Raw genomic sequence first — 13714 nt, 5'->3', positions numbered from 1 at the left:
ATGAGTCTGAAAGATAAAACACAATCCCTGTTTGCTGAGAAATTTGGCTACCCTGCCACCCACGTTATCCAGGCACCTGGCCGCGTTAACCTGATCGGTGAACACACCGACTATAACGACGGTTTCGTGCTGCCGTGCGCCATCGATTACCAGACCGTCATCAGCTGTGCAAAGCGTAACGACCGCAACGTCCGCGTGATTGCGGCGGATTATGATAATGAAACGGACGAGTTTTCCCTCGATGCCCCGATTGTGACGCACGACAGCCAGCAGTGGTCTAACTACGTACGCGGCGTGGTGAAGCACCTGCAGAAACGTAACAAGAACTTTGGCGGTGCCGATCTCGTTATCAGTGGCAACGTACCACAGGGTGCAGGCTTAAGCTCTTCTGCCTCTCTGGAAGTCGCCGTGGGAACCGTGTTCCAGCAGCTTTATCATCTGCCGCTGGATGGCGCGCAAATCGCCCTGAACGGTCAGGAAGCAGAAAACCAGTTCGTGGGCTGCAACTGCGGCATTATGGATCAGTTGATCTCCGCGTTGGGCAAAAAAGAGCACGCGCTGCTGATCGACTGCCGCTCGCTTGGCACCAAAGCCGTTCCGCTGCCAAAAGGCGCCGCGGTCATTATTATCAATAGCAACTTTAAACGCACGCTGGTGGGGAGCGAGTACAATACCCGCCGCCAGCAGTGCGAAACCGGTGCGCGCTTCTTCCAGCAACCCGCCTTGCGCGACGTGACGCTTAATGAATTCAATAAGGTGGCCCACGAGCTGGATCCGGTCGTCGCCAAACGCGTTCGTCACGTGCTGACGGAGAACGCCCGAACCGTCGAAGCCGCGTCCGCGCTGGCGAAAGGCGATCTGAAACGTATGGGTGAGTTGATGGCGGAATCGCACGCCTCCATGCGCGATGATTTCGAGATCACCGTTCCGCAAATTGACACCCTGGTGGACATCGTCAAAGCCACCATCGGCGAGAAAGGTGGCGTGCGTATGACCGGCGGTGGCTTCGGGGGCTGCATTGTTGCCCTGGTGCCGGAAGAACTGGTTCCTGCCGTCCAGCAGGCGGTAGAGAAACAGTACGAAGCGAAAACAGGTATTAAAGAAACGTTCTACGTGTGTAAAGCATCACAAGGAGCCGGACAGTGCTAAACGAAACACCTACCCTTGCACCGGATGGTCTGCCGTATCGCCTGTTAACCCTGCGCAACAGCGCGGGGATGGTGGTTACGCTGATGGACTGGGGTGCAACCCTTCTTTCTGCCCGCGTACCGATGCCGGACGGCAACGTGCGCGAAACCCTGCTCGGCTGTGCCTCGCCTGAACAGTATGTCAATCAGTCCGCCTATCTGGGCGCGTCTGTAGGGCGCTACGCTAACCGCATCGCGAAGAGCCATTTTGAACTCGACGGCGTGGAGTATTCTCTGCTTCCAAGCCAGGGTGAGAACCAGCTGCACGGCGGTCCGGACGGGTTTGACAAACGCCGCTGGAAGATTGTTCGGCAAAACGATGGGGAAGTGTTGTTCTCACTGGATTCGCTTGATGGCGATCAGGGCTTCCCGGGGAACCTTATCGCCTCCGCGCGCTTTACGCTGACCGACGACAACCGTATCGCCATTGAATACCGTGCGACGGTCGACAAGCCGTGTCCGGTCAACCTGACCAATCACGCGTACTTTAATCTGGACGGTAACCAGTGCGACGTGCGTAACCACAAGCTGCAGATCCTGGCGGATGCGTATTTGCCGGTTGACGAGATGGGAATTCCTTATCAGGGCCTCAAAGACGTGAGCGGAACCAGCTTTGACTTCCGCAGCGCGAAGACTATCGCCCAGGATTTCCTGAGCGATGACGATCAGCGCAAGGTGAAAGGTTACGACCACGCTTTCCTGCTGCAGGCAAAAGGTGATGTGAAAAAACCTGCCGCACAGGTCTGGTCTGCGGATGAGAAGCTGCAGATGACGGTGTATACCACAGCCCCTGCCCTGCAATTCTACTCAGGCAACTACCTTGGCGGCACGATGGCACGCGAACATGATGAATACAGCGACTGGCAAGGCCTGGCGCTGGAGAGCGAGTTCCTGCCGGACAGCCCCAATCATCCGGAATGGCCGCAGCCAGACTGTGTGCTGCGCCCGGGAGAAGAGTACGTCAGCGTGACGGAATACCATTTTATCCCGCATTGATTTCCAGCCCTCCTGTCGGAGGGCTTTTTTCTGCTCGCCTTGCTGAAAATAGCGCCGATCGCAGACAAAATCATAACCCTGGATTCACAAGCATCTTACACTCAGAGACTATTTTCGCTATGGTTAGGGTTAAGCGTTGCTGGTGGCACCGCCACGGCAATATAATGAGAATTGTTATCATTCTAAAAATGCTTGAGGAGTAAGAGATGGCTATTACTAAGCTGGTTCTGGTGCGTCACGGCGAAAGCCAGTGGAACAACGAAAACCGCTTTACCGGTTGGTACGACGTTGATCTGTCCGAGAAAGGCGTAAGCGAAGCAAAAGCAGCAGGTAAACTGCTGAAGGAAGAAGGCTTCAGCTTTGATTTTGCTTACACCTCTGTGCTGAAACGTGCCATCCACACCCTGTGGAACGTGCTGGACGAACTGGATCAGGCCTGGCTGCCGGTTGAGAAATCCTGGAAACTGAACGAGCGTCACTACGGTGCGCTGCAGGGCCTGAACAAAGCGGAAACCGCTGAGAAATATGGCGACGAGCAGGTTAAACAGTGGCGTCGTGGCTTCGCAATCACCCCACCAGAGCTGAGCAAAGATGACGAGCGTTACCCGGGTCACGACCCGCGTTATGCGAAACTGACCGACGCTGAGCTGCCAACCACCGAGAGCCTGGCGCTGACCATCGATCGCGTTGTGCCTTACTGGAACGAAACAATTCTGCCACGCCTGAAAAGCGGCGAGCGCGTGATCATCGCAGCTCACGGTAACTCCCTGCGTGCGCTGGTGAAATACCTTGATAACATGGGTGAAGACGAAATCCTCGAACTGAACATCCCGACTGGCGTACCGCTGGTGTATGAGTTCGACGAAAACTTCAAGCCAATCAAACACTACTATCTGGGTAACGCAGAAGAGATCGCGGCGAAAGCAGCGGCCGTTGCGAACCAGGGTAAAGCGAAGTAATTTTCGCCGGACATAAAAAAAGCGCGGAACCTTCCGCGCTTTTTTATTTGTGCCTGATTATTCAGCCGCGACGGGCTTTTACCGCATTCGCCAGCTGACGCAGGATCGTGTCGGTATCTTCCCAGCCGATGCAGGCATCCGTCACGCTCTTGCCATAGACAAGCGGCTCGCTGCCTTCCAGATTCTGGTTACCTTCAACCAGATGGCTTTCGATCATCACCCCAATCACCGCCTTCTCACCGCTGGCAATCTGCTGGCAGACATCTGCCCCCACTTCCATCTGCTTTTTAAACTGCTTGCTGGAGTTGGCGTGGCTGAAGTCGATCATCACCTGCGGTGGCAGCCCGGCCTTGTCCAGACCGACTTTCACTTCCGCCACATGTTTTGCACTGTAGTTTGGCTCTTTGCCGCCGCGCAGAATGATATGGCAATCACCGTTACCGCTGGTGTTAACGATGGCGGAGTGACCCCATTTGGTCACAGAGAGGAAGCAGTGCGGTGCCCCGGCAGCGTTGATAGCGTCAATAGCTACCTTGATAGTGCCATCAGTCCCGTTTTTAAACCCAACCGGGCAAGAGAGACCGGACGCCAGTTCGCGGTGAACCTGCGATTCCGTGGTACGTGCGCCAATTGCGCCCCAGCTCATCAGGTCTGCCAGGTATTGCGGCGTGATCATGTCCAGAAACTCACCGGCTGCCGGCAGGCCACTGTCGTTGATCTCCAGCAGCAGCTTGCGCGCAATGCGCAGACCGTCGTTAATCTGGAAGCTGTTGTCCATGTGCGGATCGTTAATCAGCCCTTTCCATCCCACGGTGGTACGCGGTTTTTCAAAGTAAACGCGCATGACGATTTCCAGCTCGTCTTTCAACTCTTCTCTCAAGGTGAGCAGACGGGCCGCGTACTCTTTCGCGGCTGCCGGGTCGTGAATAGAACAAGGACCAATCACCACCAGAAGACGATCGTCATTACCTTTCAGGATCTTATGGATCGCTTTACGAGCATGAGAAACCGTGTTTGCGGCATTTTCAGTGGCGGGGAATTTCTCAAGGAGTGCTACAGGAGGTAATAACTCGTTGATCTCTTTGATACGTAAATCGTCATTCTGATAATTCATTTTCTTTCCAGCTCTGCCATAACTCTAGTAGTGAATGCAATCCTTTCAATCTAACTTGCTCGCCGCTTAGTGTAAACCGCCTTTTACACTCTCTCCCGGATTTGCAGAAACAGACCAAAAAATAGGTTTGTCTAACACATTAAAAACTCTACACTTAACCTAAAATGAACCAGGAAAATAGATATGGCGCACTCTCATTCGCACGCTTCCGGGGACGAAAACGCTAAACGACTGATGCTAGCCTTTGGCGTCACCGCAACCTTCATGATTATCGAGGTCATTGGCGGCCTGGTTTCCGGCTCTCTGGCGCTTCTGGCCGATGCCGGACATATGCTGACCGATGCTGCCGCCCTGCTCTTCGCCCTGCTGGCCGTGCAGTTCGCTCGTCGTCCACCGAATGCGCGCCATACCTTCGGCTGGCTGAGGCTGACCACCCTCGCCGCGTTTGTTAACGCCATTGCACTGGTGGTCATTACCGTTCTTATCGTCTGGGAGGCCTTCCAGCGTTTCAGACACCCGCAACCCGTTGCGGGGATGACAATGATGGTCATCGCCGTGGCAGGGCTGTTGGCTAATATTCTGGCTTTCTGGATTTTGCACCGAGGAAGTGCGGAAAAGAACCTCAACGTGCGCGCGGCGGCCCTGCATGTGCTGGGTGATTTGCTCGGTTCAGTGGGCGCGATTGTGGCCGCGCTGGTGATCCTCTATACCGGCTGGACGCCTGCCGACCCGATTCTTTCAGTGCTGGTGTCGTGTCTGGTGCTGCGTAGCGCCTGGCGACTGCTGAAGGAGAGCGTCAATGAACTGCTTGAAGGTGCACCAACATCAATTGATATTGCTGAGTTGAAACGTAACCTGCACCGCTCTGTCCCGGAAGTCCGCAATGTGCATCATGTGCACGTCTGGCTGGTGGGAGAGAAACCGGTTATGACATTGCACGTTCAGGTGATCCCACCTCATGACCATGATGCGCTGCTTGAACGGATCCAGCACTTTCTTGAACATCACTATGAGATTGGTCATGCGACCATCCAGATGGAGTATCAGCCATGTAACGGGCCGGACTGCCACCTGAATGAGGCGCAGTCCGGCCATTCACATCATCACCATTAGCTGGAAAGCGCGTGAGAGCCTCGCTCACGCGCGCTGTTAATCCACATCCGGCTACCGTTCAACGCAATGAAGGTCAGCAGCAGATATTCCAGTGACATCGCATAGACGCCCTGCAGGGCGAAGATCACCACGCTGATGACATTGATGATGACCCACAGCAGCCAGTTCTCAACGTATTTACGGGTCATCAGGATCATCGCGGCAATCGACAACACCATCATGCAGGAATCCCAGAACGGGAAAGCATCTGGCTGAAGCGAAGGCATAGCCACATTCAACCCCATACCAGACATCACCGACACCGCTATGCGGGTCAGGAAAGCAAATACCGGGTTGATATAGACAGTCATTAAACCAATGGCGACCACGCAGGCGACAAACCAGGCGATAGCTTTCGGTAGAGGCTGCCAGCGGATTTGCAGCTCGGCCTCCTGCTGGCTGTTTTGACGCGACCACGCGTACCAGCCGTAAATATTGGCAGCGAAGAAGAACAGCTGCAAAAGCAGGCTGGCGTATAGCTGGATCTGGAAGAAGATAATCGCAAACAGCGTGACGTTAATCAGCCCGAACGCATAGTTGCTGATCTTCTCAAGGCTCGCCAGCCAGATACAGAGTAAACCAGCCAGCGTGCCTACGGCCTCAATCCATGACAGGTCATAGCCACCTGCACCAATCGGTATATGAACCAGAATGTTCTGCGTGCTAAAAAAATCCATCTTTTCCCCAGGGCGTTTTGAATTAAGTACGTAGTGTAGCCGCAAAATCCAGCATGCGGTTAAGCGGAATTAACGCACCTTCACGCAGAGCAGCGTCCACATGGATTTCATGTGCAGCACCGCCTTTCTCGAGCCCTTCAGCAATCGCCTTCAGGCCATTCATCGCCATCCACGGGCAATGCGCGCAGCTACGACACGTTGCTCCCTCACCAGCTGTAGGCGCTTCCAGAAGCTCTTTCTCCGGCACGGCCTGCTGCATCTTATAGAAGATACCGCGATCGGTCGCCACGATGAGCTGTTTATTGGGTAGCGTCCTGGCCGCGTTGATAAGCTGGCTGGTTGAGCCCACGGCATCTGCCATGTCGACAATAGACTGCGGTGATTCAGGATGAACAAGAATGGCGGCGTCAGGATAAAGCGCCTTCATGCGCACCAGTGCCTGGGTTTTGAATTCATCGTGCACAATGCAGGCGCCCTGCCAGCAGAGAACGTCTGCCCCCGTCTGCTTCTGGACATAATTTCCGAGATGGCGATCGGGCGCCCAGATAATTTTTTCGCCCAGACTGTCCAGATGTTCAATCAGCTCAACGGCGATACTTGACGTGACCACCCAGTCAGCCCGCGCTTTTACCGCCGCAGAGGTATTAGCGTAGACCACCACGGTCCGGTCAGGATGGGCGTCACAGAAGGCCGCGAATTCGTCAATCGGGCAGCCAAGATCGAGTGAGCACTCCGCATTAAGCGTCGGCATCAGAATGGTTTTTTCAGGGCTCAGGATCTTCGCCGTTTCGCCCATAAAACGTACGCCAGCAACCAGTAACGTCGAAGCGGGATGTTTTGCACCGAAGCGTGCCATTTCCAGTGAGTCAGAAATACACCCCCCGGTCTCTTCCGCCAGCTGCTGAATTTCCGGGTCGGTGTAGTAATGCGCCACCATTACCGCGTCTCGCTCTTTGAGAAGTCGCTTGATCTTCTCACGGTAGAATTGCTTTTCATCCAGGCTCAGCGGGGCAGGCTTTGGCGGAAACGGATAGATTGCGGCTTCAGGATCAAACATCACACTCATTATGGCTTCTCGTTTTACTGGCTTAACAATATTGCCTTTCTTTTGCATGACATAGCAAAACGGACGGCAATTGTGTTTTGTATACTAAACAAGATAGCGAATTTGAGAGGAAATGTCATCGGAATGGATAGCAAAAAGGCGCCTTTAGGGCGCCTTTTTACACTGGTGGGTCGTGCAGGATTCGAACCTGCGACCAATTGATTAAAAGTCAACTGCTCTACCAACTGAGCTAACGACCCCTTGCGGGATTTTTTTCTTCGAAGTGGTGGGTCGTGCAGGATTCGAACCTGCGACCAATTGATTAAAAGTCAACTGCTCTACCAACTGAGCTAACGACCCATTCGGGTGCTGACTTCGAAGATTTTTACTCGGTGCCACTTTAAAGTGGTGGGTCGTGCAGGATTCGAACCTGCGACCAATTGATTAAAAGTCAACTGCTCTACCAACTGAGCTAACGACCCGAGTGGTGGGTGATGACGGGCTCGAACCGCCGACCCCCTCCGTGTAAAGGAGATGCTCTACCAACTGAGCTAATCACCCACTCTGTACTGCCGGTAATGCGTTAAGTGGTGGGTCGTGCAGGATTCGAACCTGCGACCAATTGATTAAAAGTCAACTGCTCTACCAACTGAGCTAACGACCCACTTTTACGCTGTTTTCACGTTGTTTGATATCCCGTGGCAACGGCGGCATATATTACTGATTTAAGAATTCAGCGCAACAAAAATTTCGATGAAGATCACTTAACTGCTTAGTAATCATGCTGCACGACCAGAAATAACGCGATTTCTGGTCATGCGATAATCATCCCATCGAATTCAGACGTTTTTGCGCCTGCTTAGCACCTTCGGTACCCGGGAATTTTGAGACCACCTGCTGATAAACCGCTTTGGCTTTCGCAGTGTCGCCTTTGTCCTGCATGATCACGCCGACCTTATACATCGCATCTGGCGCTTTTGGCGATTTCGGGTAATTTTTCACCACAGAGGCAAAATAAAACGCCGCATCGTCCTTTTTACCCTTGTTGTAATTCAGCTGACCAAGCCAGTAGTTCGCATTTGGCTGATAAGTGGAATCAGGGTATTTCTTAACAAAGTTCTGAAACGCCGCAATCGCGTCATCCTGACGAGATTGATCCTGTACCAGGGCAATGGCCGCGTTATAGTCTGTATTCGCGTCACCGCTTTGTACAGGCGCTCCTGTTGAAGCAGAAGCATCAGCCGCTGGGGCTGGCGCAGAAGTCGCCGCTCCGCTCTGATCGCCTGCTGCCGGCTGTGCTTGTGCTGCACCACCACCACTGCTCAGGCTATCAATCTGCAACAAGATTTGCTTCTGGCGTTCCACAACCTGATTAAGCTGATACTGGCTTTCCTGAATTTGGCCACGGAGAGAGTCAATATCGTTTTGGTTATCGGAAAGTTGTTGCTGGAGTTGGGTTAAAAGCTGGCTGTGAGCGTTAGAAATACGCTCGAGTTGAGTGACCCGGTCTTCTACCGAGCCTGAGCCGACACTACTGATTGGTGCCTGAGCAAAAGCGGCCCAGGGGGCCGCTATTCCAACCAGTAACGACAGACTCAACAGATGATGTCTGAAGTTACTGCTCATGCAATTCTCTTAGTAAACCAGTACGGCACGACGGTTTTTGGAGTAAGCCGCTTCGTCGTGACCCAGTACTGCAGGTTTTTCTTTACCGTAAGAAACGATGGAGATCTGGTCAGCAGAAACGCCTTTACCCTGCAGGTACATTTTAACAGCGTTAGCACGACGTTCACCCAGGGAGATGTTGTACTCAGGAGTACCACGTTCGTCCGCGTGACCTTCTACGGTGACTTTGTAAGATGGGTTGCTACGCAGGAAGTTAGCGTGCGCATCCAGCATCGCAGCGAAGTCAGAACGGATGTCGTATTTATCCAGATCGAAGTAAACGATGTTGTTCTGCTGCAGCTGCTGCATCTGAAGACGCGCTTGCTCTTCAGAAGACATGTTGCCATTGCCGTTCGCGTCCATACCGGTGCCGGCACCCATCATGCCTTCGCCGCTCTGGTCATTGCTTGCGTTCTTGTTGGAAGAACACGCTGCGATTGCCATTACAGGCAGAGCGATCATCAGCCCCTTCAGCACTTTGTTCAGTTGCATTTCTATGATTCCTTTAGTAATCAATTAATTATTATTTACAGATACGGCGACCAGGCAGGTGATTTTACCTGTCCATCAGTTGCCGGAATACGCGCTTTGAAACGCCCATCTGTAGAAACCAGATTCAGCACAGATCCCATCCCCTGAGAAGAGCTGTAGATTACCATCGTGCCGTTAGGTGCCAGACTTGGCGTTTCATCCAGGAACGTTGACGACAGAACTTGCACGCCACCCGCTACCAGATCTTGTTTGGCAATGTGCTGCTGCCCACCGTTGGAGCTCACCATTACCATAAACTTACCGTCGCTGCTCACGTCTGCGTTCTGGTTCTGTGTACCTTCCCAGGAAATACGCTGCGGAGCACCGCCGTTGACATTCACTTTATAGATTTGCGGACGGCCTGCCTGGTCAGAGGTAAATGCCAGATTTTGGCTGTCCGGGAACCATGAAGGTTCGGTATTGTTGCTACGACCATCAGTCACCTGGCGAATCTGGCCAGAACCAATGTCCATCACGTACAGGTTCAGACTACCGGTTTTAGACAGCGCAAACGCCAGTTTAGACCCATCCGGAGAGAATGAAGGTGCACCGTTGTGACGTGGGAACGACGCCACCTGACGAACAGCACCGTTTGCCAGTGTCTGGATAACCAGCGCTGAACGGCCGCTTTCGAAGGTTACATACGCCAGCTTAGAACCGTCCGGAGACCATGCTGGAGACATCAGAGGCTGGGAAGAACGTTTCACCAGGAACTGGTTGTAACCGTCGTAGTCAGAGACACGCAGTTCGTAAGGGAACTGACCACCGTTGGTCTGAACCACATAGGCAATACGGGTACGGAATGCACCTTTAATGCCTGTCAGTTTTTCGAATACCGCATCGCTGGCAGCGTGAGCCGCGTAGCGCAGGTACTGCTTAGTGACCTTATAGGAGTTCTGTGCCAGAACGGTACCCGGCGCACCACCGGTATCAACCAGTTGCCAGGCCACGTTGTAAGAGCCGTCCGGGTTAGGCGTAACCTGACCCACAACCACGGCATCAATTCCCAGAGCAGACCATGCAGCAGGCTGTACTTCCTGCGCACTGCCCGGCTGCTGAGGCAGACGAGAACGGTCTAACGGGTTGAATTTACCACTGTTACGCAGGTCAGCCGCCACGATGCCACCAGCATCTTCAGGCGCAGCGCCAGGACCGGCCCACTGGAACGGAACAACCCCGATTGGGCGTGCCGAGTCCACCCCCTGGGTGATCTCGATACGTACTTCTGCGTGCAGTACTGCTGCCCACAGCATTAAAAAACCAAATGCTACACGTAATGCCTGCTTCATCATATCTCCCTTATCCGGGTAACCTTACCCACGATAATTTAGCAGAATGTTAACAAACCCAAATAGACAAAACTACCTGAACCCTGTGACTAAACCTGGTCTATTTTTCCCCGTTTGCACGGGGAAAATGTAACTTAAGGTTTGAAGTCCAGCGGTGCATTTTTGAAGACTTCATAGACTGCCTGAGACGGCGGTTTAGGCATCTTCGCCTGACGCGCTGCAGCCAGGGCCGCAGTACATAAAGCCGGGTCGCCACCTTCAGACTTAATATCTAACAGCATGCCGTCTGGAGCCAGTTTTATACGCAACGTACAGGTTTTACCGGCATAAGACGACGCATCATAGAATCGGCTTTCAATAGCGGATTTAATCTGCGAGGCATATCCGTTGATTTCAGCTCCTGACGCGCCGTTACTCTTAGTGTTACCACTTCCCGTCGGTGCTGCGTTGTTTCCTTTTGCCCCACCACCAGTTTTCGGCGCATTCTTACCAGAACTGAGATCGCCCAGCAGGTCGTCAACGCCCGCAGCGGCAGCGGCTTTCTCCGCAGCAGCAGCCTTTTTCGCAGCCGCTTTTTCAGCCGCGGCTTTCTTATCGGCAGCAGCCTTCTCAGCTGCAGCTTTTTTGTCAGCTGCAGCCTTTTCAGCGGCTGCCGCTTTCTCTGCAGCGGCTTTCTCTGCGGCAGCGGCTTTCTTCGCAGCGTCAGCAGCAGCTTTTTTCTCTGCTTCCTGAGCAGCTTTCTTAGCGGCTTCGGCTTCAGCTTTCTTCTGAGCATCAGCAGCGGCTTTTTTCGCGGCTTCTGCTTCAGCTTTCTTCTGAGCATCAGCGGCGGCTTTCTTCGCGGCTTCCGCTTCAGCTTTCTTCTGGGCATCAGCGGCGGCTTTCTTCGCGGCTTCCGCTTCAGCTTTCTTCTGAGCATCAGCAGCGGCTTTCTTCGCCGCTTCGGCCGCTAATTTGGCCTGGGCATCAGCCTGCGCTTTGGCGTCCGCTGCGGCTTTTGCTGCCGCTTCTTCTACCTGCTTTTGCTGTTCCTGGGCTTTCTTCGCAGCCTCTTCAGCTTGTTTCTGCTGCTGTGCCTGCTCTTTCGCCGCTTCCTGCGCCTGCAAACGTTCTTTCTCAAGCTGCTTCAAACGCTCCTGCTCTGCGGCCTGCTTTTCACGCAGTTCTTCCGCTTGCTGTTGCGCCTGTTTTTCACGCTGCTCTTCAGCCCGTTTGGCACTCGCCTTCTGCTGTTGTTGGCGATTATAGTTCTGTACTACCGCACCGGGATCCACCATCACGGCGTCAATGGAAGAGCCTCCACCGCCGCCGGCTGATGCATCAATATGCTCGTCGAACGAACTCCAGATCAGCGCTGCAAAGAGAATAACGTGCAGCACTGCGGAGACGATTATCGCTCGCTTAAGCTTGTCGTTCTGTTCGGTTGCCTTTGACACTATCGGTTCCCAAAAACTACGCGGATGATCAAATAGGTTGAGTCATTAAGCCAACTGACTTAACACCCGCACTATGTAGCAAGTTCAGCGCTTTAATAATTTCATCGTATGGTACGTCTTTTGCGCCACCGATTAAGAAGACCGTTTTCGGATTTGACTCCAGGCGACGCTGTGCTTCAGCAATAACCTGCTCAGGAGGTAACTGATCCATACGATCTTTTTCTACCACCACGCTGTATTGCCCTACGCCGGAAACCTCAATGATGACCGGAGGATCGTCATTGGTGCTCACCGCCTGTGATTCTGTCGCATCCGGCAGATCCACTTCCACGCTCTGGGTAATGATTGGCGCTGTCGCCATGAAGATCAGCAGCAGAACCAACAGCACGTCCAGCAATGGAACGATATTGATTTCGGACTTGAGCTCGCGACGACCTCGTCCACGCGATCTGGCCATGGTTTACCCCTTGTTACTCTCGGTGCTGGTAAACGCCTGACGGTGCAGAATCGCAGTGAACTCTTCCATAAAGTTGTCGTAGTTCAGTTCCAGTTTGTTCACGCGCTGGTTCAGACGGTTGTACGCCATAACCGCTGGGATTGCCGCAAACAGACCGATAGCGGTCGCAATCAGTGCTTCTGCAATACCCGGGGCAACCATCTGCAATGTCGCCTGCTTCACCGCACCGAGTGCGATGAAGGCGTGCATGATCCCCCACACCGTACCAAACAGACCGATATACGGGCTGATAGAACCTACAGTCCCCAGGAAAGGAATGTGCGTTTCAAGGTTTTCCAGTTCACGGTTCATGGAGATACGCATCGCACGCGAGGCACCTTCTACAACCGCTTCCGGCGCATGATTGTTTGCACGATGCAGACGCGCAAACTCTTTGAAACCGCTATAGAAAATTTGCTCGGAGCCTGTAAGGTTTTCACGGCGTCCCTGGCTTTCCTGGTACAGACGAGAAAGCTCGATACCCGACCAGAACTTATCTTCAAACGCTTCAGCTTCACGGCCAGCGGCATTGAGGATACGCGTTCTCTGGATGATGATGGCCCAGGATGCGATTGAAAAACCAATCAAAATCAACATGATAAGTTTAACCAGAAGGCTTGCCTTCAGGAACAAATCAAGGATATTCATGTCAGTCACTGCTTAAACTCCGCGACAATAGACTTAGGAAGCGCACGAGGCTTCATTATGGTTGGATCAACACAGACAATCAGTACCTCAGCTGAGTTCAGTACGGTGTTCTCTGCATTGACTATCCGCTGCGTGAAAACCAGTGAGGTCCCGCGCATTGATGTAATTTCAGTTTGGACTTCGAGCATATCGTCGAGTCTGGCAGGCGCAAAATACTCAAGCGTCATCTTGCGTACCACGAAGGCAACTCGCTCAGCCAACAGCACCTGTTGACTAAAGTGATGATGGCGCAGCATCTCTGTGCGTGCCCGTTCATAAAAAGCAACGTAGCTGGCGTGGTAAACCACACCACCGGCATCGGTATCTTCGTAGTAGACACGAACCGGCCATCGAAACAGCGTTGTATTCACTTTACATCCCGGTAATGCAATAAAAGTTAACTCTTTTAAACTTCGCTACTATACGCGCGGGAAAGGTGGTTTGGAATGGGAGAAAGTAAACGGAGAGTAAATTTTTATG

At 53.1% G+C, this 13714-nt stretch carries 14 protein-coding genes and 5 tRNA genes; 4 read left to right on the top strand and 15 right to left on the bottom strand.

What is annotated here, in order from left to right; translation table 11 throughout:
• The 3 genes from galK (at position 1) to gpmA (ending at position 3142) form a co-directional block, all read left to right on the top strand.
• Positions 1-1149, top strand: a complete 1149-nt coding sequence (gene galK / locus ACLHV9_RS07165; RefSeq protein WP_108090572.1) for a galactokinase — start codon at positions 1-3, stop codon at positions 1147-1149.
• Complete coding sequence (gene galM / locus ACLHV9_RS07160) at positions 1143-2183, top strand: galactose-1-epimerase (RefSeq protein ID WP_407220327.1); 1041 nt, start codon at positions 1143-1145, stop codon at positions 2181-2183. Before galK ends, galM begins: the two co-directional genes overlap by 7 nt.
• A 206-nt stretch (positions 2184-2389) precedes the next feature.
• A complete protein-coding gene (gpmA, locus tag ACLHV9_RS07155) occupies positions 2390-3142 on the top strand; it encodes a 2,3-diphosphoglycerate-dependent phosphoglycerate mutase (protein WP_028019417.1) in 753 nt (250 codons plus the stop codon).
• 61 nt (positions 3143-3203) lie between these two features.
• On the opposite strand, the gene aroG is transcribed toward gpmA, so the two are convergent.
• Positions 3204-4256: a 3-deoxy-7-phosphoheptulonate synthase AroG gene (gene aroG, locus ACLHV9_RS07150; RefSeq protein ID WP_134707325.1), complete on the bottom strand. Its 1053-nt coding sequence runs from the start codon at positions 4254-4256 to the stop codon at positions 3204-3206.
• 183 nt (positions 4257-4439) lie between these two features.
• Between aroG and zitB the strand changes: the two genes are divergently transcribed.
• A complete protein-coding gene (gene zitB / locus ACLHV9_RS07145) occupies positions 4440-5369 on the top strand; it encodes a CDF family zinc transporter ZitB (RefSeq protein ID WP_028019419.1) in 930 nt (309 codons plus the stop codon).
• On the opposite strand, the gene pnuC is transcribed toward zitB, so the two are convergent.
• The 14 genes from pnuC to ybgC all read right to left on the bottom strand — a co-directional run bounded on the left by pnuC (position 5366) and on the right by ybgC (position 13605).
• Positions 5366-6085, bottom strand: coding sequence for a nicotinamide riboside transporter PnuC (gene pnuC, locus ACLHV9_RS07140; RefSeq protein WP_407220326.1), 720 nt, complete (start codon positions 6083-6085; stop codon positions 5366-5368). The genes zitB and pnuC overlap by 4 nt on opposite strands.
• Positions 6086-6107: 22 nt before the next feature.
• Positions 6108-7151, bottom strand: coding sequence for a quinolinate synthase NadA (nadA, locus tag ACLHV9_RS07135; RefSeq protein WP_407220325.1), 1044 nt, complete (start codon positions 7149-7151; stop codon positions 6108-6110).
• A gap of 163 nt (positions 7152-7314) precedes the next feature.
• Positions 7315-7390 (bottom strand) — tRNA-Lys (locus ACLHV9_RS07130).
• Positions 7391-7414: 24 nt separating this feature from the next.
• A tRNA-Lys gene (locus tag ACLHV9_RS07125) sits at positions 7415-7490 on the bottom strand.
• A 46-nt stretch (positions 7491-7536) separates the two neighbouring features.
• Positions 7537-7612, bottom strand: a tRNA-Lys gene (locus ACLHV9_RS07120).
• A gap of 3 nt (positions 7613-7615) precedes the next feature.
• A tRNA-Val gene (locus ACLHV9_RS07115) sits at positions 7616-7691 on the bottom strand.
• Between the two features lie 27 nt (positions 7692-7718).
• Positions 7719-7794 (bottom strand) — tRNA-Lys (locus ACLHV9_RS07110).
• Positions 7795-7955: 161 nt separating this feature from the next.
• Complete coding sequence (cpoB, locus tag ACLHV9_RS07105) at positions 7956-8756, bottom strand: cell division protein CpoB (protein ID WP_108090576.1); 801 nt, start codon at positions 8754-8756, stop codon at positions 7956-7958.
• A 9-nt stretch (positions 8757-8765) separates the two neighbouring features.
• Entirely contained in the window at positions 8766-9287 is a 522-nt protein-coding gene (pal, locus tag ACLHV9_RS07100) for a peptidoglycan-associated lipoprotein Pal (RefSeq protein WP_003858578.1), read from the bottom strand.
• 35 nt (positions 9288-9322) lie between these two features.
• Positions 9323-10615, bottom strand: a complete 1293-nt coding sequence (gene tolB, locus ACLHV9_RS07095; protein ID WP_028019423.1) for a Tol-Pal system beta propeller repeat protein TolB — start codon at positions 10613-10615, stop codon at positions 9323-9325.
• A gap of 134 nt (positions 10616-10749) precedes the next feature.
• The gene (gene tolA / locus ACLHV9_RS07090; protein ID WP_407220324.1) at positions 10750-12051 is read right to left on the bottom strand and encodes a cell envelope integrity protein TolA; all 1302 of its coding nucleotides are present in this window, start codon (positions 12049-12051) and stop codon (positions 10750-10752) included.
• A 28-nt stretch (positions 12052-12079) separates the two neighbouring features.
• Positions 12080-12508: a colicin uptake protein TolR gene (gene tolR / locus ACLHV9_RS07085; protein ID WP_003858589.1), complete on the bottom strand. Its 429-nt coding sequence runs from the start codon at positions 12506-12508 to the stop codon at positions 12080-12082.
• A gap of 3 nt (positions 12509-12511) precedes the next feature.
• Positions 12512-13204 carry a Tol-Pal system protein TolQ gene (gene tolQ / locus ACLHV9_RS07080; RefSeq protein ID WP_008501101.1) on the bottom strand — a complete coding sequence of 231 codons (693 nt, stop codon included), beginning with the start codon at positions 13202-13204 and terminating at the stop codon, positions 12512-12514.
• Positions 13201-13605 carry a tol-pal system-associated acyl-CoA thioesterase gene (ybgC, locus tag ACLHV9_RS07075; protein ID WP_003858593.1) on the bottom strand — a complete coding sequence of 135 codons (405 nt, stop codon included), beginning with the start codon at positions 13603-13605 and terminating at the stop codon, positions 13201-13203. Before ybgC ends, tolQ begins: the two co-directional genes overlap by 4 nt.
• Positions 13606-13714: the final 109 nt, after the last annotated feature.

It is taken from the genome of Enterobacter sp. CPE_E890, from assembly GCF_046521475.1.
Lineage (GTDB): Bacteria > Pseudomonadota > Gammaproteobacteria > Enterobacterales > Enterobacteriaceae > Enterobacter > Enterobacter adelaidei.
The sequence above is the reverse complement of the archived record's forward strand: the minus strand, read 5'-3'. Positions and strand labels throughout refer to the sequence as shown.

What these genes read in the sequence shown, in the direction of transcription:
- aroG (WP_134707325.1), bottom strand. Translation starts at nt 4,256, where the DNA reads ATGAATTATCAGAATGACGATTTACGTATCAAAGAGATCAACGAGTTA.
- zitB (WP_028019419.1), top strand. Translation starts at nt 4,440, where the DNA reads ATGGCGCACTCTCATTCGCACGCTTCCGGGGACGAAAACGCTAAACGA.
- galK (WP_108090572.1), top strand. Translation starts at nt 1, where the DNA reads ATGAGTCTGAAAGATAAAACACAATCCCTGTTTGCTGAGAAATTTGGC.
- pal (WP_003858578.1), bottom strand. Translation starts at nt 9,287, where the DNA reads ATGCAACTGAACAAAGTGCTGAAGGGGCTGATGATCGCTCTGCCTGTA.
- tolR (WP_003858589.1), bottom strand. Translation starts at nt 12,508, where the DNA reads ATGGCCAGATCGCGTGGACGAGGTCGTCGCGAGCTCAAGTCCGAAATC.
- pnuC (WP_407220326.1), bottom strand. Translation starts at nt 6,085, where the DNA reads ATGGATTTTTTTAGCACGCAGAACATTCTGGTTCATATACCGATTGGT.
- gpmA (WP_028019417.1), top strand. Translation starts at nt 2,390, where the DNA reads ATGGCTATTACTAAGCTGGTTCTGGTGCGTCACGGCGAAAGCCAGTGG.
- nadA (WP_407220325.1), bottom strand. Translation starts at nt 7,151, where the DNA reads ATGAGTGTGATGTTTGATCCTGAAGCCGCAATCTATCCGTTTCCGCCA.
- cpoB (WP_108090576.1), bottom strand. Translation starts at nt 8,756, where the DNA reads ATGAGCAGTAACTTCAGACATCATCTGTTGAGTCTGTCGTTACTGGTT.
- tolB (WP_028019423.1), bottom strand. Translation starts at nt 10,615, where the DNA reads ATGAAGCAGGCATTACGTGTAGCATTTGGTTTTTTAATGCTGTGGGCA.